The sequence below is a fragment of the Paenirhodobacter sp. genome, assembly GCF_041916475.1.
In the GTDB taxonomy this organism is placed as follows: Bacteria; Pseudomonadota; Alphaproteobacteria; order Rhodobacterales; family Rhodobacteraceae; genus Rhodobacter.
In genome coordinates this window covers 52,167-71,481 of sequence record NZ_JAYRZN010000012.1, presented here as the reverse complement: position 1 = coordinate 71,481, position 19,315 = coordinate 52,167, and the positions used below count along the sequence as shown (strand labels likewise).

At 67.0% G+C, this 19,315-nt stretch carries 18 protein-coding genes; 11 read left to right on the top strand and 7 right to left on the bottom strand.

Annotation, left to right across the window (positions count from 1 at the left end):
• Nucleotides 1-38 precede the first annotated feature (38 nt).
• From ACOMG5_RS07140 to ACOMG5_RS07125, 4 genes are all read right to left on the bottom strand, one after another.
• Nucleotides 39-1,865, bottom strand: a complete 1,827-nt coding sequence (locus ACOMG5_RS07140) for an ABC transporter ATP-binding protein (protein ID WP_420343103.1) — start codon at nt 1,863-1,865, stop codon at nt 39-41.
• Between the two features lie 63 nt (nt 1,866-1,928).
• The gene (locus ACOMG5_RS07135) at nt 1,929-3,062 is read right to left on the bottom strand and encodes a CCA tRNA nucleotidyltransferase (RefSeq protein WP_420343102.1); all 1,134 of its coding nucleotides are present in this window, start codon (nt 3,060-3,062) and stop codon (nt 1,929-1,931) included.
• A complete protein-coding gene (locus tag ACOMG5_RS07130; protein WP_420343101.1) occupies nt 3,053-3,655 on the bottom strand; it encodes a CoA pyrophosphatase in 603 nt (200 codons plus the stop codon). The genes ACOMG5_RS07135 and ACOMG5_RS07130 overlap by 10 nt, the downstream gene beginning before the upstream one ends.
• The gene (locus tag ACOMG5_RS07125) at nt 3,648-4,661 is read right to left on the bottom strand and encodes an Hsp33 family molecular chaperone HslO (protein WP_420343100.1); all 1,014 of its coding nucleotides are present in this window, start codon (nt 4,659-4,661) and stop codon (nt 3,648-3,650) included. Before ACOMG5_RS07125 ends, ACOMG5_RS07130 begins: the two co-directional genes overlap by 8 nt.
• A gap of 85 nt (nt 4,662-4,746) precedes the next feature.
• Here ACOMG5_RS07125 and ACOMG5_RS07120 point away from each other — a divergent pair, with 85 nt between their 5' ends.
• Entirely contained in the window at nt 4,747-5,196 is a 450-nt protein-coding gene (locus tag ACOMG5_RS07120) for an NUDIX domain-containing protein (RefSeq protein WP_420343099.1), read from the top strand.
• Nucleotides 5,197-5,491: 295 nt separating this feature from the next.
• Here ACOMG5_RS07120 and ACOMG5_RS07115 read toward each other — a convergent pair whose 3' ends face one another.
• Complete coding sequence (locus ACOMG5_RS07115; protein ID WP_420343098.1) at nt 5,492-6,718, bottom strand: PP2C family protein-serine/threonine phosphatase; 1,227 nt, start codon at nt 6,716-6,718, stop codon at nt 5,492-5,494.
• Nucleotides 6,719-6,932: 214 nt separating this feature from the next.
• On the opposite strand from ACOMG5_RS07115, the gene ACOMG5_RS07110 reads away from it, so the two are divergent.
• The gene (locus tag ACOMG5_RS07110) at nt 6,933-7,241 is read left to right on the top strand and encodes an Hpt domain-containing protein (RefSeq protein ID WP_420343097.1); all 309 of its coding nucleotides are present in this window, start codon (nt 6,933-6,935) and stop codon (nt 7,239-7,241) included.
• Between the two features lie 16 nt (nt 7,242-7,257).
• Here the strand turns inward: ACOMG5_RS07110 and ilvA are convergent, their stop codons facing one another.
• Nucleotides 7,258-8,505 carry a threonine ammonia-lyase IlvA gene (gene ilvA, locus ACOMG5_RS07105; RefSeq protein WP_420343096.1) on the bottom strand — a complete coding sequence of 416 codons (1,248 nt, stop codon included), beginning with the start codon at nt 8,503-8,505 and terminating at the stop codon, nt 7,258-7,260.
• 141 nt (nt 8,506-8,646) lie between these two features.
• On the opposite strand from ilvA, the gene ACOMG5_RS07100 reads away from it, so the two are divergent.
• Both ACOMG5_RS07100 and mog read left to right on the top strand, forming a co-directional pair.
• Complete coding sequence (locus ACOMG5_RS07100; RefSeq protein ID WP_420343095.1) at nt 8,647-9,873, top strand: argininosuccinate synthase; 1,227 nt, start codon at nt 8,647-8,649, stop codon at nt 9,871-9,873.
• Nucleotides 9,870-10,394 (top strand): molybdopterin adenylyltransferase, encoded by a 525-nt coding sequence (mog, locus tag ACOMG5_RS07095; RefSeq protein WP_420343094.1) that lies wholly within the window; start codon nt 9,870-9,872, stop codon nt 10,392-10,394. Before ACOMG5_RS07100 ends, mog begins: the two co-directional genes overlap by 4 nt.
• Nucleotides 10,395-10,400: 6 nt before the next feature.
• Here the strand turns inward: mog and ubiG are convergent, their stop codons facing one another.
• Entirely contained in the window at nt 10,401-11,135 is a 735-nt protein-coding gene (gene ubiG / locus ACOMG5_RS07090; RefSeq protein ID WP_420343093.1) for a bifunctional 2-polyprenyl-6-hydroxyphenol methylase/3-demethylubiquinol 3-O-methyltransferase UbiG, read from the bottom strand.
• Between the two features lie 67 nt (nt 11,136-11,202).
• On the opposite strand from ubiG, the gene pip reads away from it, so the two are divergent.
• The 7 genes from pip (at nt 11,203) to infB (ending at nt 19,237) form a co-directional block, all read left to right on the top strand.
• Entirely contained in the window at nt 11,203-12,177 is a 975-nt protein-coding gene (pip, locus tag ACOMG5_RS07085; RefSeq protein WP_420343092.1) for a prolyl aminopeptidase, read from the top strand.
• Nucleotides 12,174-12,578 (top strand): ACT domain-containing protein, encoded by a 405-nt coding sequence (locus ACOMG5_RS07080; protein WP_420343091.1) that lies wholly within the window; start codon nt 12,174-12,176, stop codon nt 12,576-12,578. The genes pip and ACOMG5_RS07080 overlap by 4 nt, the downstream gene beginning before the upstream one ends.
• A 242-nt stretch (nt 12,579-12,820) precedes the next feature.
• The gene (locus ACOMG5_RS07075; RefSeq protein WP_420343090.1) at nt 12,821-13,753 is read left to right on the top strand and encodes a TerC family protein; all 933 of its coding nucleotides are present in this window, start codon (nt 12,821-12,823) and stop codon (nt 13,751-13,753) included.
• A gap of 131 nt (nt 13,754-13,884) precedes the next feature.
• Nucleotides 13,885-14,490 (top strand): ribosome maturation factor RimP, encoded by a 606-nt coding sequence (gene rimP / locus ACOMG5_RS07070; protein WP_420343089.1) that lies wholly within the window; start codon nt 13,885-13,887, stop codon nt 14,488-14,490.
• A 3-nt stretch (nt 14,491-14,493) separates the two neighbouring features.
• Nucleotides 14,494-16,095 carry a transcription termination factor NusA gene (gene nusA / locus ACOMG5_RS07065; protein WP_420343088.1) on the top strand — a complete coding sequence of 534 codons (1,602 nt, stop codon included), beginning with the start codon at nt 14,494-14,496 and terminating at the stop codon, nt 16,093-16,095.
• Nucleotides 16,092-16,721 (top strand): RNA-binding protein, encoded by a 630-nt coding sequence (locus tag ACOMG5_RS07060; protein ID WP_420343087.1) that lies wholly within the window; start codon nt 16,092-16,094, stop codon nt 16,719-16,721. Before nusA ends, ACOMG5_RS07060 begins: the two co-directional genes overlap by 4 nt.
• On the top strand, nt 16,718-19,237 hold the full coding sequence (gene infB / locus ACOMG5_RS07055; protein ID WP_420343086.1) for a translation initiation factor IF-2: 2,520 nt from the start codon (nt 16,718-16,720) through the stop codon (nt 19,235-19,237). The genes ACOMG5_RS07060 and infB overlap by 4 nt, the downstream gene beginning before the upstream one ends.
• Nucleotides 19,238-19,315 lie beyond the last annotated feature (78 nt).

Genomic DNA, 19,315 nt, shown 5'->3' with positions numbered 1-19,315 from the left:
CTTTGGCGCCGTGTAGCAAAGCCCGCGGCCGGGCGCCACTATTCCGCGGCCTCCTCCTCGGTGCCGAGGAAGCCGCCCGACTGCCGCTCCCAGTAGCGCGCATAGAGCCCGCGCCCGGCCAGCAGCTCGGCATGCGTGCCCTGTTCGACGATCCGGCCTTGGTCCAGCACAACGATCCGGTCCATCTCGGCGATGGTGCTGAGCCGGTGCGCGATGGCAAGCACCGTCTTGCCCTCCATCACCCGGCGGAGCGCCTCCTGGATCTGCGCCTCGACTTCGCTGTCGAGCGCCGAGGTCGCCTCGTCGAGCACCAGGATCGGGGCGTTCTTCAGGAAGGCCCGCGCCAGCGCGATCCGCTGCCGCTGCCCGCCCGAGAGCTTCACCCCGCGCTCTCCAAGCGTCGCGTCATAGCCCTTGTTGCCCTTGAAATCGACCAGCCCGAGGATGAACTCATGCGCCTCGGCGGCGCGGGCGGCGGCGATCATCTCGGCCTCGGTGGCATCGGGGCGGCCATAAAGGATGTTCTCGCGCGCGGAGCGGTTGAACATCGCGGTCTCCTGCGTGACCATCCCGATCTGCCGGCGCAGGCTTTCCTGGGTCACGGCGTGCACGTCCTGCCCGTCGATGCGCACACAGCCGCGCTCGGCGTCGTAGAGCCGCAGCAGGAGGGCGACCAGCGTCGATTTGCCCGCGCCGGAAGCGCCGACGATGCCGATCCGCTCGCCTGGCCGGATCTCTAGGGTGACGTCATCGAGCCCGCCCACGGTGCGCCCATAGGCGAAGGTCACATGATCGAACCCGATCGCGCCCTGCACCCGCTGCAGCGCCACGGCATCGGGGCTGTCGGTCAGGGCATGGTTGCGCGCGAGAGTGTGCATCCCGTCCTCGACCTCGCCCACCGAGCCCCAGATCCCCATCAGCGACATGCTGACCCAGCCCGACATCTGCGAGATCCGCATCGCGATCGCGCCCGAAGCCGCGATATCGCCCGCCGTGGCCGCGCCCGCGCGCCACGACAGCACCGTGCCCCCGATCAGCAGCACCGGCAGCAGCCCCGAAAACGCCATCTGCGCCAGCCGGTACCAGGTCGATGTCAGGCCGAAATCATGCGCCTTCTCGCGGAATTCCTGCATCGCGCCCAGGGCCACGCGGTCCTCATGCGCGGCATGGGCGAAGAGCTTCACCGTCTTGATGTTGGTGATCGTATCCACCACCTGGCCGGTGACCATGGCGCGCGCCGCGGCGCGGGCGGCGGAGCGCGCGCGCACCTGCGGCAGGAACGCCCGGATCAGCCAGATATAGAGCAGCATCCAGACGAACAGCGCCACCGCGGCCCATTTGTCTATGCCCACCAGCAGCGCGACCGAGCCCACCACCGAAGCCAGCGCGAACATGCCGGTGTTGATGACTTCGGTCGCGGTATCGGTCACGGCGCGGGCGGTCTGCATCTGTTTTTGCGCGATGCGCCCGGCGAAATCGTTGTCGAAGAAGGTGACGGCCTGGCCCATCGTCCAGCGGTGCAGCCGCGACAGCACCAGCGGCATCACATTCGGGTTGATCAGCAGGTTCGACGCGGCCGAAGACAGGCCGAACACCCCGGGCCGCAGCACGAGGTAGAACAGCGCCAGAAGCCCGATCAGCAGGCCGTTTTCGGCGAATACCGTCTCGGGGGTGGAGGCCAGAACGCCGTCGATCACCCGGCCGAGCAGCCAGGCGGAGACGACCTCCATCGTCCCGGCTGCGGCCGAAAGCACCCCCGCCAGCCACAGCGCGGGCCAGGCGCCGCGCAGGCACCAGCCGAAGAAGGCGCCGAGGCGCTGCGGGGGCGGCCCGTCAGCAGGGCGGAAGGCGTCGATGAGGGTCATGCGCAGAGCTCCTCCCGCGGTGGGGTCGCTCCGGATATAGCCCGGAGTGCGGCTGCGGCAAAGTCAGCGCAGCAATTCGTCGCGGCTCAGGCGGAACCCGGAGGCGATCCAGCGCGCCTCCATGGCGCGCAGCGCCGCGCCGAGGGCGGGGCCGGAGAGCGCGGGCATCAGATCCGCCGCGGTGACGGGCAGGCGCTGCGCCGCGCCAAAGGCGATGCGCTGAGCCGGTTCGGGCGCGACCCCGGCAAGGGCCGCGCGGATCAGGGCGGCATCCATGCCATCCGCCTGCCCGAGGCGATATCCCAGCAGCTCCGCCCCGTCGCCCGAAAGGGCGGCATCGCGCAGGGCCTGCAGGCGGCGGGCCTCGGCCTTCGACAGGCGCAGCCCGCCCGCATCGCCGCCGAGAGCCGCGAGGCGGCGCAGCGGATCGGGGGCGGCACCCGCCTCCAGATGCACGAGGGGCGCCAGCGCCCGCGGATCGGCGCCGGGCACTACATGCGCGAGCACGCCCGCGGCGGCCATGGCCGCCACCGCCGGGGCCGGATCGGGGGCCGCCAGCAGCTTGCGCATCTCGTGCCAGATGCGCTCGCGCGAGAGGGTGTCGATGCCTTCGGCGAGCGCTGCGCAGGCCGCGAGCCCCTCGGGCTCCATCCCCTGCGCCGGATCGCCATACCATGCGGTGAAGCGGAAGAAGCGCAGGATGCGCAGGTAATCCTCGCGGATGCGCTCCGCCGGATCGCCCACGAAGCGCAGCCGGCGCTGCGTAAGATCCCCGAGCCCCAGGCCCAGCGGATCCAGCACGGTGCCATCGGCCTCGGCGTAAAGCGCGTTCATGGTGAAGTCGCGCCGCGCCGCGTCCTCCTCCAGCCGCTCGGAGAAGGCCACGGTGGCGCGGCGCCCGTCCGTCTCCACATCGCGGCGGAAGGTGGTGACCTCATGCGGAAGGCCTTCGGCGATCAGGGTCACGGTGCCATGCTCGATCCCCGTTGGCACGCAGCGGATCCCTGCGGCGCGCGCCAGCTCCACCACGCGGGCGGGCAGGGCATCGGTGGCGATGTCGATATCCGAGACCTCCGCACCCAGAAGCCCGTTGCGCACACAGCCGCCGACGAGGAGGCCGCGATGCCCGGCGCCCGTCAGAAGCGCCAGCACGCGCTGCACATGCGCCGCCGCGATCCAGGGGGCGCTCAGCCGCATGGGGCCATCCGGTCGCTCAGCGCGCGCAGGATCCGCGCTGTGGCCCCCCAGATGTAGTAGGGGCCATAGGGCGCCACATAATAGTGCCGCCAGGTGCCGCGCCACATCCGCTTCTCGATGCGGAAATTCCGTGGATCGGAGAGATGCGCGAAGGGGACGGAAAAGACCTCCTCGACCTCACCCGGCTCCGGCACCGGGGTGAAGGGCGCGCGCAGCCGGGCAATGACCGGGGTGACGGTGAAGCCGGTGACGGTTTCATGCGGGTCGAGCGTACCCAGAACCTCGACGGCCTCCGGCGGCAGGCCGATCTCCTCCTGCGCCTCGCGCAGGGCGGCGAAGACCGGGCTCGGGTCGCCCGATTCGACCTTGCCGCCCGGGAAGGCGATCTGCCCCGGATGGTGGCGCAGCTGCGAGCTGCGCTTGGTCAGCCACAGCCTGAGCCCGCCCGGGCCCTCCTCCAGCGCCACCAGCACCCCGGCCGGGCGCAGCTTGCGCCCCTCCGGCAGGCTCAGCTCCGGGTTCAGATCGTAATCCGAGGAGGGCCGCCCCGGCCGGGCCAGCGCCGCGCGGACCGGGGCAAGCGGATCAGGCATCCCCCGCCTCCCGCGGCGAGCCATCGGGGTTCACCGTGGCCTCGAAGCCGAGCGAGGCGGCATCGAATTCGTAATGCGCGCCGCAGAACTGGCAATCGGCGATGACGGTGCCGGCCTCGGTGGTCATGGTGGCGATGTCCTTGGCGGAATAGATCGCCAGGCTGTCGCGGACCTTGGTCTCGGAGCAGGTGCAGCCGAACTCCACCCGCTGCGGATCGAACACGCGCGGCACCTCCTCGTGGAACAGGCGCACGAGGAGCGAGGTCAGCTCGACCGAGGGGCCGATCAGCTCCATGTCCTCGACCGTATCGAGCAGGACATTGGCGCGGACCCAGTTCTCGTCCTCCTCACCGGCGAGGATGTCGGAGTGACGCAGCAGGCCGCCTTCGCCCGAGCCCTCGCGCGCGACGCCCGGCGCCTGCGGCATCATCTGCAGCATCACGCCGCCCGCGCGCCAGCGTTCGCCCTGACCGGGCAGGATCGAGCGGCCGTAGGCCAGTTCGAACCGGGTGGGCAGTTGCTCGGATTGCGCGAAATAGGTCTCGGCGCAGGCGGCCAGAGATCCGCCGTCGAGCGGCGTGATGCCCTGATAGGGCATGGTGCCCTCGCCCTGGTCGATGAGAATGGCAAAATAGCCCTCACCGATCTGGCCGAAGGGGCTGGCGTCGTGGTCGAGCGCCGCCGCATCGAAGCTGGCCCAGCCGCGCACGCGGGCGGGGGCGCCGTCCTCACCGGGGCCGTAATAATCGGTGGCGATGGTGCGGATCGCGCCATTGCCGCGGACCTGAAGCGACAGTTTCCAGCGGAGCTTGATCGTCTGTCCGATCAGCGCGGTGAGGAGCGCGGCCTCGGCCACCAGCGCCTCGACGACGGGCGGATAATCATGCTGTGCGAGGACCTGCTCCAGGACGCCATCGAGCCGCGCGATGCGGCCCCGCACGTCGGAGCGGTCGAGCTGGAACGGCAGGACGGTATCGTCCCAAGCGATTTGCGAAAGCGTGGTCATGGTTTTCCCGGGGTTTTCGTTCAGCCCGGAGGCTGGCATACCCCGCCTATATAGTGGCGACAACCGCAGACCCAAGGGAACAGCGATGAGACGGTTCGGCGAGAGGGTGGTTCAGGGGCAGGCCTATCGGCGCCGGCCCGGGGCCTATGGGGTACTGGTGCGTGACGGTGCGGTGCTGCTGACGCATCAGGACGCGCCGGTGCCGGAATATCAACTGCCGGGCGGGGGCGTCGATCCGGGTGAGGGGCCTGTGGCCGCCCTGCACCGCGAGGTGTTTGAGGAAACCGGTTGGAGCATCGGCCTTCCGCGCAGGATCGGCGCCTACCGGCGCTTCGTCTATATGCCGGAATACGATATGTGGGCGGAGAAGCTGTGCCATGTCTATCTGGCGCGGCCGGTGCTGCGGCGCGGCCCGCCGCGCGAGGCTGGCCACAGGGCAGTCTGGGCGGAGCCGCAGGCGGCTGTCGAACTGGTGCCGAATGCGGGCGACCGTCATCATCTGATCCTCGCGCTTCGGGGACTCGGTCTGCTTTGATCTTTCAGCATTGCGCATGAGCGGCGGAAAACGGCCTCCAGGCCCACGCTTCGCCTCGCGTCAGGCGGGCTCCGGTTCGCAATGTGAAACGGCCGGGATGCCCTGTCGTCTTCTTGGTAACGGTTGAAGCTCTGGGCCTGCGCACCTGAAGCTTGAGCCGGGCATTGGAGCATCTCCGTGCTTGCCGATGCGGTGCGCGGGGTCTGCCAAGCCGTGTCGTCAGCAGCCATGCGCCGGGGAGCCCCACCGCCTGTTAACTGCGGGCGGCGCGCCCCCGGATCCGGCTTACACGGCCTCAATCCACATTCTGTTTCGAGCCCTCGAATTCGAAGAAGACAGCCGAGACATCGTCGGTCAGATGCGTGCCGGTGAATGTCTGCAGGCTGGCATAGAGAGCATCGATAAAATCCGTGCCGCGGTGGCCCGCGCAGGCGCTCATCAGCTGCGCCAAGCCCGTCTCGCCCAGCATCTGGCCGGTTGCCGCCGTGGCTTCGGTGATGCCATCGGAGCCAAGCAGCAAGCGGTCGCCCGGGCGGAGCTGCGTTTCGATCGTCTCGTAACTGGCCGTTTCGATCAGGCCGATCGGCAGGCCGCCTGTGCCCAGGTATTCGACGCTGTTGTCGCTGCGCAGCACGGCGGGCATCGGATGGCCGGCCTGAACCATCGAGACTTTGCCAGAGATCAAATCGACATCCGCATATATCAGCGTAAAATAGCTTTCGGTCCGCAGCTCATCAAAGACGAGCCGGTTCAGCGTGTCGGCCAGAACGGCCGGTTCGAGCGCGTCGTAAATCCCGAGCTCCGTCTGCTCCAGCGCGATGTTCTGATCCGGTGAAGAGCCCGAGAGATAGCCGGAGATCCGCGCCGCCATCAGCGCCGATGTGATGCCGTGGCCAGAAACGTCGATACCATAGAGGCCGATGCGGCGCGCGTTGATCGGGAAGAACCCGACCAGATCGCCGCCGACATGGCCCGACGATTGCAGCAGCAGCGACACTTGCGCATTGCCGAAAGAGCGGAACTTCTCCTTCACCAGGCTTTGCTGGAGCTTGCAGGCCTCGACAAGATCCCGATCGATCGAATCATAAAGCCCCTGCAACTCGCGCAGCGCCGAGCCGAGCATGCGGTTCTTCTCGGTCAGCTCGCGCTCCATGCGCAAGATCCGCTCCCCGGCGCTCAGCCGCGCGCGCAGCTCCTCGCCGTTGACCGGCTTCGCCAGAAAGTCGTCCGCTCCGCTCTCCAGCCCGACGGCGACGTCGTTCTTGTCGTTCTTGGAGGTGAGCAGCACGAAATAGCCGTAGTTCGGCCGGTCCATCCGGCGGAAGATACGACAGAACTCGATTCCCGACATCCCCGGCATGAGCCAGTCCGACAGGACGAAATCCGGCGGCTCCTGGGCGCAGATCATCAGCGCTTCCTCCGCGGAGCTCGCCTCGATCACCTCATAGCCATGCCGGACGAGCTGCGCGGTCAGGATGCGGCGCTCCATCCGGCTGTCGTCCACGACGAGCACCCGCCGCACGGTGCAGGCCTCCTTGTGTGGTGTCGCAAGCCTCGCGTGTTGCATTACGTTCCTGTCGCCGATCTAGGTATTTCGCAGAATGTTCCATCCTATGCCCGCAGCTTGGCGGCGCGCGCTTAAGATTTCGTGAATGTTTTCCGCAAAACCGCTTAAGCCTCCAGAAATTGTTTTGGTGCAATCTGCCACCACAAGGGCTGCCGCTTGGAGAGGGACGATGATCAACTGGGGGCGCATTTCGGAGCTGCGCGAAGAGATCGGAGAAGATGATTTCTCCGAGGTGGTGGAGCTGTTTCTGGAGGAGGTGGAGGGGGTGATGGAGATCCTTGACACCGATCCGGCGGAGCTTGGGGCGCGGCTCCACTTCCTGCGCGGCTCGGCCTGGAATCTCGGGTTCGGCCAGTTCGGCGATCTGTGCCATGCCGGAGAGAAACTCTGCGCACTCGGGCTGATGGACGAGGTCGATCTCCCCGCGCTGCGCGGGGTCTATCTCGCATCGCGCGAGGAGTTCCTGGCGCGCGCGTAACGCCGCGCACCAGGCATCAGATCAGGAATTCGGCCAGGGCGGCATCATCGGTGATGTCGCGATAGCTGAACCCCGCGGCATCGAGCTTCGCGGTCAGCTCGGTGAAAGCCTCCGGGCGCTTGGCCTCGATCCCGATCAGCACAGAGCCGAAGTTGCGCGCGGATTTTTTCAGATATTCGAACCGCGCGACATCATCCTCCGGCCCGAGCATCTGCAGGAATTCGCGCAGCGCGCCGGGGCGCTGCGGCATCCGCAGGATGTAGTATTTCTTGCGGCCGGAGAACCTTTGAGCGCGCTCGCGCACTTCGGGCAGCCGCTCGAAGTCGAAATTCCCGCCGGAGGTGACGCAGACGACGGTCTTGCCGCGGATATCCCCCGCGAGTTCGGGCAGCACGTCGACCGAGAGCGCCCCGGCCGGCTCCAGCACGATCCCCTCGACGTTCAGCATCTCGATCATGGTGATGCAGATCCGGTCCTCGGGCGCGCGCAGGATCTGCTCGGGCCGGATCCAGTCCAGCGCCGCAAAGGGCCGGTCGCCGATCCGGGCCACCGCGGCACCGTCGACGAAACTGTTCACCTGGGTGATGGTCACCGGCGCGCCGGCATCCACCGCTGCGGTCAGGCTCGCCCCGCCCAGAGGCTCGACGAAGCGGAAGTCCGTCCCGGGTGCGGTGGCACGCAGATAGCCCGTCACGCCCGCCGCGAGGCCGCCGCCGCCCACCGGCACGATCACCATATCGGGCGCCTGGCCGAGCTGATCGAGGATCTCCACCGCGACCGAGGCCTGGCCCTCGATCACCGCCTCATCGTCGAAGGGCGCGAGGAACTGCGCGCCCGCCTCAGCGCAGAACTGCTGCGAGGCGGCCAGCGTCTGGTCGAAATAATCGCCGGTCAGCACGATCTCCACCGCATCGCCGCCGAAGGCGCGGGTCTTGTCGATCTTCTGCTGCGGCGTGGTCACCGGCATGAAGATCGTGCCCTTCACCCCGAAATGGCGGCAGGCGAAGGCCATGCCCTGGGCGTGGTTCCCGGCCGATGCGCAGACGAAATGCCGCGCCTCCGGATCGGCCTCGCGCCGCTTGCGCATGGCGGTGAAGGCGCCCCGCAGCTTGTAGCTGCGCACCGGCGTCAGGTCCTCGCGCTTCAGCCAGATATCGGCCCCGAAACGCTTGGACAGGAAGTCGTTGCGCTGCAGCGGCGTCGGCTCGAAGAGCGTGCGCAGCGCGCGGGTGGCGGCCAGGGCGGCAAGGGCGAATTGGGTCATGATCATCGCTCTTGGCGCGCGCGCCGCGGCGAGGCAAGGGAAATCGCTTTGTAACGGGCACAATTCCGCATCCGCCGGGCCTTGAGATACAGGGCGAAACGCACTATCCCGGCCCGCAAAAGTTCAACCGGAGGCCTTCCCATGTCTGCGCCGAAGAAAGTCGTGCTTGCCTATTCGGGCGGCCTCGACACCTCGATCATCCTCAAGTGGCTGCAAACCGAATACGGCTGCGAGGTGGTGACCTTCACCGCCGATCTCGGCCAGGGCGAGGAACTGGAGCCCGCGCGGCACAAGGCCGAGCTGCTGGGCATCAAGCCCGAGAACATCAATATCGTCGATCTGCGCGAGGAATTCGTGCGCGACTTCGTGTTCCCGATGTTCCGCGCCAATGCGGTCTATGAGGGGCTGTATCTGCTCGGGACCTCGATCGCGCGGCCGCTGATTTCGAAGCATCTGGTGGAGATCGCGCAGCGCACCGGCGCCGATGCCGTCGCGCATGGCGCCACCGGCAAGGGCAATGACCAGGTCCGCTTCGAGCTCGGCGTCGCCGCGCTCGACCCGTCGATCAAGGTGATCGCGCCCTGGCGGCTGTGGGACCTGACCTCGCGCACGAAGCTGCTCGAATTCGCCGAACAGAACCAGATCCCGATCGCGAAGAACAAGCGCGGCGAGGCCCCGTTCAGCGTAGATGCGAACCTGCTGCACACTTCCTCCGAGGGCACCGTTCTGGAAAACCCGGCCGAAGAGGCGCCCGATTACGTCGCGCAGCGCATCGTGCCGGTGGAGCAGGCGCCCGATACGCCGGAATTCATCGAAGTGACCTTCGAGAAGGGCGATGCGGTGGCGATCAACGGCGAAGCGATGTCGCCCGCGACGATCCTGACCGCGCTGAACGAATATGGCGGCAAGCACGGCATCGGCCTGCTCGATTTCGTGGAAAACCGCTTCGTGGGGATGAAGTCGCGCGGGGTCTATGAAACCCCCGGCGGCACCATCCTGCTGGAGGCCCACCGCGGCATCGAGCAGATAACCCTCGACAGCGGCGCGGGCCATCTGAAGGATTCGGTCATGCCGCGCTATGCGGAGCTGGTCTACAACGGCTTCTGGTTCTCGCCCGAGCGCGAGGCGCTGCAGGCGCTGATCGACAAGACCCAGGAATATGTGACCGGCACCGTGCGGCTGAAGCTCTACAAGGGCGCGGTGCGCACCGTGGCGCGCTGGTCGGACTATTCGCTCTACAGCGAAAAGCATGTGACCTTCGAGGAAGACGCCGGCGCCTACGATCAGCGCGATGCGGCGGGCTTCATCCACCTGAACGCGCTGCGCCTGAAGCTGATCGCGACGCGCAACGCCCGTGTGAAGAAATGACGGTGCGGGCCGCCATCGTCACCGTATCGGACCGCGCCTTCGCGGGGCTGTATGAGGACAAGGGCGGCCCGGGCTGCGAGGACTGGCTCCGGGGCGTGGTCACCTCGCCCCTGAGCATCACGCGCCATATCATCCCCGACGGGCGCGCCAGCGTGGCCGGGAAGCTGCGCGAGCTGGTGGCCGAGGGCGCGGATCTGATCCTCGTCACCGGCGGCACCGGCCCTGCACCGCGCGACGAGACCCCCGAAGCGGTGGCCGATGTGATCGAGAAGGAGCTCGAGGGCTTCGGCGAAGAGATGCGCCGCGCCTCGCTGCGCGAGGTGCCCACGGCGATCCTGTCGCGCCAGACGGCGGGGATCGCGGGCCGGAGCCTGATCATCACCCTGCCGGGCAAGCCCGCCGCCATTGCCACCTGTCTCGACGCGGTCTTCGCCGCGGTGCCCTATTGCCTCGATCTGATCGGCGCGGGCCGGATCGAGACCGATCCCGCCCGGATCGTGGCCTTCCGCCCGAAGGCCTGAGCCGCCTCAGGCCTTCACGCTTGCCGTGACGTAATTCACCGACAGGTCCCGCTCCGAGAGCTTCCAGCCCCAGGTGACCGGGTTGAACACCATGCCCTTGCGGTCCACAGGCTCCAGCCCGGCCTTGCGGATCAGCGCGTAAAGCTCGTCGGGCGTGATGAACTTCGCCCAGTCATGCGTGCCCACCGGCAGCCAGCGCATCACCCGCTCGGCGCCGATGATCGCCATCAGGTAGCTCTTCGGGTTGCGGTTCAGCGTGGAGCAGATCATCAGCCCGCCCGGCCGCAGAAGCCGCGCGCAGGTATCGGTAAAGCCCTGCGGATCGGCCACATGCTCGATGATCTCCATCGCCAGCACCACGTCGAAGCTCTCGTCGATGTCTTCGGCGGCGCAGTGCCGGTAGTCGATCTCCAGCCCGGATTGCTCGGCATGAAGCCGCGCGACCGGAATGTTGCGCGCGGCGGCATCGGCGCCCACCACCGTGGCCCCGAGCCGCGCCATCGGCTCCGCGAGCAGCCCGCCGCCGCAGCCGATATCGAGCAGCCGCAGCCCGGCGAAGGGGCGCTCCGCCGTCAGCTCGCGCCCGAACTGCGCCGCGATCTGGCGGGTGATATAGTCCAGCCGGCAGGGGTTGAGCATGTGCAGCGGCTTGAATTTCCCCGCCGGATCCCACCATTCCGCCGCCATGGCCTCGAATTTCGCCACCTCGGCCGGGTCGATCGTCTTCGTCGCGGTTTCCATGCCACCCTCCGGAATTCCTGCGCTCCCCCCCATGGCGGGATGCCCTGCGCCGCTATATAGTCCGCTCATGGACAGAAACGCAGGGCAAAAGCGCACGGCCAGCGCCTTTCTCTACCCGCCGATCGAGCCTTTCGACCGGCGCTTTCTCGATGTGGGCGATGGCCACCGGATCTATGTGGAGCAATCTGGCCATCCGCAGGGGCGGCCGGTGGTGGTGTTCCACGGCGGGCCGGGGGGCGGCTGCAGCCCGGCGATGCGGCGCTTCTTCGATCCGGCGCATTACCGCATCATTCTGTTCGATCAGCGCGGCTGCGGCCAGTCGCGCCCGCATGCCTCGGTGGAGGCCAATACCACCTGGCATCTGATTGCCGATATCGAGCTGATCCGCGAAACCCTGGGCATCGAGAGCTGGCTCGCCTTCGGCGGCAGCTGGGGCGCGACGCTGGCGCTTCTCTATGCGCAGACCCATCCCGAACGGGTGGAGGGCCTCATTCTGCGCGGCGTGTTCCTGGCGACGAAGGCCGAGCTCGACTGGTTCTACGCGGGCGGGGCGGGGCAGTTTTTCCCCGATCTGTGGGAGCAGTTCTGCCGCCCGATCCCGGAGGCGGAGCGCGGCAACCTGATCACCGCCTATCACCGGCGGCTGTTCTCGGGCGATTACGCCGAGGAGGTGCGCTTCGGCCGCCATTGGGCGATGTGGGAAAACGCGCTGGCTTCGGTGGATTACGACGGCTTCCCGGGTGAGGCCCCGGCCGATTATGCCCGCGCCTTCTCGCGGCTGGAAAACCACTATTTCACCCATGATGCCTTCCTCGAGGAAGACGGCCAGATCCTGATGGACCGCCCCCTGATCGAGCATATCCCAGCGGTGATCGTGCAGGGGCGGATGGATATGATCTGCCCGCCGGTGTCGGCCTGGCGGCTGGCGCGGGGCTGGAAGCGGGCCGAATTGCGCATGGTGCCGGCGGCGGGCCATGCGCTCAGCGAGCCCGCGATCACCGCGGCGCTGGTCGCGGCGATGGACCGGCTGCGCCTGTCATGACCGGGCCTGTGCGCGCGCGGCAGGCGATGATCGCGCAGATGGCGCCCGTGCTGCGGCCGGGCTGGTTCGTGTTCTGCACGCTGCCCGATCCAGGGCCGGATCTTTGTGCGCGCGCCATCGGCACATTTCTGGAGGCCGAGGGCCTGTCGCTGATCCTGCCCGAGGCGGTGGCGCGGGCGCATGGGCTGCCCTGCAATGCGCCGATGGCGCTGATCACGCTGCAGGTCGTCTCCGCGCTCGATGGGGTGGGGCTCACCGCGGCCGTCTCTGCGGCGCTGGCCGCGGTGGATGTGCCGTGCAACGTGGTCGCGGCCTTCCATCACGATCACGTCTTCGTTCCCGCGCCCCTGGCAGGCGTGGCGCTGGCCGCGCTGCGCGAGGCGCAGCAGGCCGCCCGATGATGCAGCCGCAGAAGAAATCCATCACGAAGTCTTGAAACTGCGCCCTCCTGCGCTATCTGCATGGGGCGGGCCGGGCCCCTCTGGCGTCGCGCGCGGCCTGTTGCAGGCCCCGCGCAACGTGATGTCGGACCGCATCGAGTGCGCTCGATGTCCGCCCGGAACCCTTGGCTGACCTCGGCGTGTAGCGGAAAGAGGTCGCATTGGAACTTATTACATCGCTTTTCCTGGGCACTCCGATCTGGATGTGGCTGGTATTCATCGGGCTGGTGCTGGCGCTGCTGGTGCTGGACCTCGGGGTCCTGAACAAGACCGATCACGAGATCGGCGTCGCCGAGAGCCTGAAGATGTCGGCGCTCTACATCACCCTGGGGCTCGGCTTTTCGGGCTTCGTGTGGTGGCTGAAGGGGGGCGAGGCCACGGCGGATTATCTCACCGCCTTCGTGGTCGAAAAGACGCTGGCGCTCGACAACATCTTCGTCATCGCGCTGATCTTCGGCTTCTTCAAGATCCCGCGGATCTACCAGCACCGGGTGCTGTTCTGGGGCATTCTCGGGGTGATCTTGCTGCGCGGGCTGATGATCGGCTTTGGCGCGGCGATCGTGGCGCAATATCACTGGGTGCTCTATCTGTTCGCGGTGTTCCTGATCCTGACCGGCATCAAGATGCTGTTCACCAAGGACGACGCCCATCCGGACCTGTCGAAGAACCCGCTGCTGAAGCTGATGCGCCGGGTGATCCCGGTCACTGACCGGATCGAGGGCCATGCCTTCACCGTGCAGGCCCCCGACCGCAGCGGCAGGATCCGGCGCCATGCGACGCCGCTCCTGCTCGCGCTGCTCATGATCGAGGCGGCGGATGTGATCTTCGCGGTCGATTCCGTGCCGGCGGTGTTCACCATCACCACCGATCCCTTCGTGGTCTATACCTCGAACATCTTCGCCGTGCTGGGGCTGCGCGCGCTCTATTTCGCGCTCTCGGCGATCCTGCACCGCTTCGCTTATCTGAAATATGCGCTCTCGGTCCTGCTGGTGTTCATCGGCTCGAAGATGTTCATCGCCGATTTCATGGGCTGGGCCAAATTCCCGCCGGTCTGGTCGCTTGGCATCACCTTCGCGATCCTCGGCCTCGGCATTGCGGTCTCGCTGCTGAAGACGCGCAACGAAGCCGGCGCCTGAAGGCTTGCAGACTCGGGCGCTTTGCCCTATATGGCGTTCAACAGCGGCGCGTCGGGGTCCACACCCGGCGCCCACCGGGAAATATCAACGGGCCGCTTCGGCCCGTTTTTTGTTATTCGGAGGATCGGAACATGACCGACCTGCCCACCACCACCCTGATCGCGAAGACGGCGATCGACCGGCGCATCGCAGAGATCGTCGGCCCCGTGATCGAGGGGCTGGGCTATGAACTGGTGCGCCTGCGCATGCAGGGCGGGCGGCACCCGCTTTTGCAGATCATGGCGGACAAGCCCGAAGGGGGGATCGACGTGGACGATTGCGCGGCGATTTCTACCGCCGTCTCGGCCGTGCTCGATGTCGAGGATCCGATCGAGGACAAATACACGCTGGAAGTCTCCTCCCCGGGGATCGACCGGCCGCTGACCCGGCTGAAGGATTTCGACCTCTGGGCCGATTACGAGGCCCGGATCGAGACCACCGAGCAGATCGACGGCCGCCGCCGCTTCAAGGGCTTCCTGCGCGGCACCGAGGGCGACGAGGTGCTGATCGAGATCGAGGAGCAGGGCGCGCCGGTGACCATCGGCCTGCAGTTCGACTGGCTGGCCGATGCCAAGCTGATCCTGACCGATGAGCTGATCGAGGAGATGCTCCGGCAGAAGAAAGTCTCCGAGACGGTCGATGAGACGGCTTTCGACGAGATCGAAGAAGAAACGACTTCCCCCGACGAGGAGAACTGAGACATGGCAATCACCTCTGCCAACCAGCTTGAGCTTCTGCAGACGGCAGAAGCCGTTGCGCGCGAGAAGATGATCGATCCGGATCTGGTGATCCAGGCCATGGAGGACAGCCTCGCGCGGGCGGCGAAGTCGCGCTACGGCGCCGAGATGGACATCCGCGTCCAGATCGACCGCAAGACCGGGCGGGCGACCTTCTCGCGCGTGCGCACAGTCGTCGCCGATGACGAGGTGGAGAATTACCAGGCGCAGCTGACCGTCGCGCAGGCGAAGCAGTACCGCTCCAATCCGGAGATCGGGGACGAGATCATCGACGAGGTCCCGCCGGTGGATCTCGGCCGGATCGCGGCGCAATCGGCCAAGCAGGTGATCTTGCAGAAGGTCCGCGAAGCCGAGCGCGACCGCCAGTTCGATGAATTCAAGGACCGCAAGGGCACGATCATCAACGGCGTGGTCAAGCGCGAGGAATACGGCAATATCATCGTCGATATCGGCCGTGGCGAGGCGATCCTGCGCCGCAACGAGAAGATCGGCCGCGAGAGCTACCGCCCGAACGACCGCATCCGCGCCTATGTGAAGGACGTGCGCCGCGAGACCCGCGGCCCGCAGATCTTCCTGAGCCGCACCGACCCGCAGTTCATGGCCGAGCTGTTCAAGATGGAAGTGCCGGAAATCTACGACAACATCATCGAGATCAAGGCCGTGGCCCGCGACCCGGGCTCGCGCGCGAAGATCGCGGTGATCAGCCATGACAATTCGATCGACCCGGTCGGCGCCTGCGTCGGTATGCGCGGCTCGCGCGTGCAGGCGGTGGTCGGCGAGCTGCAGGGCGAGAAGATCGACATCATTCCGTGGAACGAAGATCAGGCGACCTTCCTCGTGAACGCGCTGCAGCCGGCCGAAGTGTCGAAAGTGGTTGTGGATGAGGATGCGGGCAAGATCGAGGTCGTGGTCCCCGACGAGCAGCTCTCGCTCGCCATCGGGCGGCGCGGGCAGAACGTGCGCCTGGCCTCGCAGCTGACCGGGCTCGACATCGACATCCTGACCGAAGCCGAGGAATCTCAGCGCCGTCAGGCCGAATTCGCCGAACGGACCAAACTGTTCGTCGATGCGCTGGATCTGGACGAATTCTTCGCCCAGCTGCTGGTGGCCGAAGGCTTCACCAACCTCGAGGAAGTGGCCTATGTCGATCTCGACGAGCTGCTGTCGATCGAGGGTGTGGACGAAGGCACCGCCGAAGAGCTGCAGGCGCGCGCCCGCGATTATATCGAGGCGCAGAATGCCAAGGCGATCGCCGCGGCAAAGGAGCTCGGGGCCGAGCAGTCGCTGTTCGATTTCGAGGGCCTGACCCCGCAGATGATCGAGGCGCTGGCCAAGGACGGCGTCAAGACGCTGGAAGATTTCGCGACCTGCGCAGACTGGGAGCTGGCCGGCGGCTGGACCACGGTCGACGGCAGCCGCGTGAAGGACGACGGCCTGCTGGAGAAATTCGGCGTGTCGCTCGAGGACGCGCAAACGATGATCATGACGGCGCGGGTGCAGCTGGGCTGGGTCGACCCGTCCGAGCTGGAAGCCGAGGCCGAAGAGGAAGAGGCTGACGAAGAATGACTCGCGGGGGCCGGGAAAAAACGAACGACGAGCCGGAACGGCGCTGCATCGTCTCGGGCGATGTCGGGCCGAAGGCCGGGCTCGTGCGATTCGTGCTCGGCCCCGACGGGATGATCTACCCCGACCTGGCGGAGAAGCTGCCGGGCCGGGGGATCTGGGTCACGGCGGACCGTGACCTGATCCGGAAGGCGGCGGACAAGGGCATGTTCGCGCGCGGCGCCAAGGCTCCGGCGAAAGCTCCCGAAAATCTGGCCGATCTGGTCGAGGAAGGGCTTGCACATCGCGTCGTGGAGCTTATCTCCTTGGCGAGGAAAGCCGGCGACGCAGTCGTCGGATTCGAAAAGGTCAAGGGCTGGCTGGCCGACGGCAAGGCCAAGGTCCTGTTCCAGGCGTCGGACGGATCCGAGCGGGGCAAGGGGAAATTGTGGACCCCTCCCGGCGGGCGTTGGTTCGGCTGCCTGACTTCTGCGGAATTGGGTTTGGCTTTCGGTCGCGATCATGCGATACACGGCGCGCTTGCGGCTGGGGGACTCACTTCCCGGGTGATTACAGAAGCGGCAAGGCTTGCGGGCATGCGCAAGCAGGACGGCGGCAAGCCCGCCATGAAGGATACGAAGACGGCATGAACGATACGGACGGCAAAAAACCTCTTGGCCTTGGCGGCGCGCGCCCCGGTTCGGTGAAGCAGAGCTTCAGCCACGGGCGTACGAAGAACGTCGTGGTCGAGACGAAACGCAAGAAGGTTGTGGTGCCGAAGCCCGGTGCCACCGGCGGCAAGCCCGGAAACCCGGCGCTTGGCGATCCGTCGCGCCGTCCTGCCGGGATTTCGGACGCGGAAATGGAGCGCCGTCTGGCCGCTCTGCGCGCCGCCAAGGCCCGCGAGGCCGAGGAAATCGCACAGCGCGAGGCCGAGGAAAAGGCCCGTGAGGAAGAGCGCGAGCGCCGCCGGGCCGAGATCGAGGCCAAGGAGCGCGAAGAGCGCGAGCGCGAGGAGGCGCTGCGGCTGAAGGCCGAAGAAGAAGAGCGCAAGGCCCGCGAAGAAGCCCTGCGCGCGCAACGCAAGGAAGAAGTCCGCGCGAAGCCCGCGGCGAAGCCTGCCCCGGCCGATCCGGCGGCGGCAGAAGCCGCTGCGGCGCGCGCTGCGACCAAGGGTGTGGCTGTGGTCGGCCCGCGCAAGACCGACCGCGACCGCGACGACCGCTCCGGCGGCGACCGCGACCGCAATGCCAAGGGCAAGGGCGACGAAGGCCGCCGCGCCGGCAAGCTGAGCCTGTCGGACATCGACGGCGAGGGCGGGCGTCAGCGTTCGCTGGCCGCGATGAAGCGCAAGCAGGAGAAAGCCCGCCAGAAGGCGATGGGCTATGGCCAGAAGGCCGAAAAGCAGGCCCGCGACGTGCAGCTGCCGGAGACCATCGTGGTCTCCGAGCTGGCGATCCGGATGGCTGAGCGCGTCGCGGATGTGATCAAGGCCCTGATGAAGATGGGCATGATGGTCACCGCGAACCAGACCATTGATGCCGATACCGCCGAGCTGGTGATCGAGGAATTCGGCCACCGTGCCGTGCGCGTGTCCGATTCGGATGTGGAACAGGTGATCGACCAGGTCGCCGACAAGGCCGAGGACCTGGAAGCGCGCCCGCCGATCATCACGATCATGGGCCACGTCGACCATGGCAAGACCTCGCTTCTCGATGCGATCCGCAAGACCAATGTGGTCTCGGGCGAAGCCGGGGGCATCACCCAGCATATCGGCGCCTATCAGGTGACGACGGAATCGGGCGCGGTACTCACCTTCCTCGATACCCCCGGCCACGCGGCCTTCACCTCGATGCGCGCCCGTGGCGCCCAGGTGACGGATATCGTCGTGCTGGTGGTGGCCGCGGATGACGCCGTGATGCCGCAGACGATTGAGGCGATCAACCACGCCAAGGCCGCCAAGGTGCCGATGATCATCGCGATCAACAAGGTCGACAAACCGGCCGCGAATGCGCAGAAGGTCCGCACGGATCTGCTGCAGCATGAGGTCGTGGTCGAGGAAATGGGCGGCGAGGTCCAGACCGTCGAGGTTTCGGCCAAGACCGGCCTCGGGCTCGACAACCTGCTCGAAGCGATCGCGCTGCAGGCGGAAATCCTGGAGCTGAGCGCCAACCCGAGGCGGGCGGCGCAGGGCGCGGTGATCGAAGCGAAGCTCGACGTCGGCCGCGGGCCGGTGGCGACGGTTCTGGTGCAGAACGGCACGCTGAAGCGCGGCGATATCTTCGTCGTCGGCGAACAGTGGGGCAAGGTGCGCGCGCTGATCAACGACAAGGGCGACCGCGTCGACGAAGCCGGCCCCTCGGTGCCGGTCGAGGTTCTGGGGATCAACGGCACGCCGGAGGCCGGGGACGTGCTCAACGTCGTCGAGACCGAAGCGCAGGCCCGCGAGATCGCCGATTACCGGATCAAGGCCGCGAAGGACAAGCGCGCCGCTGCCGGCGCCGCGACCACGCTCGAGCAGCTGATGGCCAAGGCCAAGGCTGACGAGAACGTCGCGGAGCTGCAGGTGGTGGTGAAGGCCGATGTGCAGGGCTCCACCGAAGCGATCGTCCAGGCGCTGGAGAAGATCGGCAACGACGAGGTGCGGGTGCGCGTCATCCATTCCGGCGTCGGCGCGATCACCGAGAGCGACGTCGGCCTGGCCGAAGCCTCGGGCGCGCCGGTCATCGGCTTCAATGTCCGTGCCAATGCTCCGGCGCGTGGCGCGGCGAACCAGAAGGGCGTGGAGATCCGCTACTACTCGATCATCTACGATCTGGTGGACGACATCAAAGCCGCCGCTTCCGGCCTGCTCAAGAACGAGGTTCGCGAGAACTTCATCGGCTATGCCACGATCAAGGAGGTCTTCAAGGTCTCCGGCGTCGGCAAGGTCGCGGGCTGCCTCGTCACCGAAGGCGTGGCGCGCCGTTCGGCGGGCGTGCGCCTGCTGCGCGACAACGTGGTGGTCCACGAGGGCACGCTGAAGACGCTGAAGCGCTTCAAGGACGAGGTCAAGGAAGTGATCTCGGGCCAGGAATGCGGCATGGCCTTCGAAAACTACGACGATATCCGCCCCGGCGATGTCATCGAAATCTTCGAACGCGAAGAGGTCGAGCGCAGCCTGTAACGGCGCCTGACTTGGAAAATGCAACGGGGTCGGCAGTGCCGGCCCCGTTTGCGTTTCGGGGATCGTTCCCGTATCGCC

Excerpts from the sequence above, each read along its gene's own strand:
- ACOMG5_RS07140 (WP_420343103.1), bottom strand. The coding sequence starts at position 1,865 with ATGACCCTCATCGACGCCTTCCGCCCTGCTGACGGGCCGCCCCCGCAG.
- ACOMG5_RS07135 (WP_420343102.1), bottom strand. The coding sequence starts at position 3,062 with ATGCGGCTGAGCGCCCCCTGGATCGCGGCGGCGCATGTGCAGCGCGTG.
- ACOMG5_RS07130 (WP_420343101.1), bottom strand. The coding sequence starts at position 3,655 with ATGCCTGATCCGCTTGCCCCGGTCCGCGCGGCGCTGGCCCGGCCGGGG.
- ACOMG5_RS07125 (WP_420343100.1), bottom strand. The coding sequence starts at position 4,661 with ATGACCACGCTTTCGCAAATCGCTTGGGACGATACCGTCCTGCCGTTC.
- ACOMG5_RS07120 (WP_420343099.1), top strand. The coding sequence starts at position 4,747 with ATGAGACGGTTCGGCGAGAGGGTGGTTCAGGGGCAGGCCTATCGGCGC.
- ACOMG5_RS07110 (WP_420343097.1), top strand. The coding sequence starts at position 6,933 with ATGATCAACTGGGGGCGCATTTCGGAGCTGCGCGAAGAGATCGGAGAA.
- ilvA (WP_420343096.1), bottom strand. The coding sequence starts at position 8,505 with ATGACCCAATTCGCCCTTGCCGCCCTGGCCGCCACCCGCGCGCTGCGC.
- ACOMG5_RS07100 (WP_420343095.1), top strand. The coding sequence starts at position 8,647 with ATGTCTGCGCCGAAGAAAGTCGTGCTTGCCTATTCGGGCGGCCTCGAC.
- mog (WP_420343094.1), top strand. The coding sequence starts at position 9,870 with ATGACGGTGCGGGCCGCCATCGTCACCGTATCGGACCGCGCCTTCGCG.
- ubiG (WP_420343093.1), bottom strand. The coding sequence starts at position 11,135 with ATGGAAACCGCGACGAAGACGATCGACCCGGCCGAGGTGGCGAAATTC.
- pip (WP_420343092.1), top strand. The coding sequence starts at position 11,203 with ATGGACAGAAACGCAGGGCAAAAGCGCACGGCCAGCGCCTTTCTCTAC.
- ACOMG5_RS07080 (WP_420343091.1), top strand. The coding sequence starts at position 12,174 with ATGACCGGGCCTGTGCGCGCGCGGCAGGCGATGATCGCGCAGATGGCG.
- ACOMG5_RS07075 (WP_420343090.1), top strand. The coding sequence starts at position 12,821 with ATGTGGCTGGTATTCATCGGGCTGGTGCTGGCGCTGCTGGTGCTGGAC.
- rimP (WP_420343089.1), top strand. The coding sequence starts at position 13,885 with ATGACCGACCTGCCCACCACCACCCTGATCGCGAAGACGGCGATCGAC.
- nusA (WP_420343088.1), top strand. The coding sequence starts at position 14,494 with ATGGCAATCACCTCTGCCAACCAGCTTGAGCTTCTGCAGACGGCAGAA.
- ACOMG5_RS07060 (WP_420343087.1), top strand. The coding sequence starts at position 16,092 with ATGACTCGCGGGGGCCGGGAAAAAACGAACGACGAGCCGGAACGGCGC.
- infB (WP_420343086.1), top strand. The coding sequence starts at position 16,718 with ATGAACGATACGGACGGCAAAAAACCTCTTGGCCTTGGCGGCGCGCGC.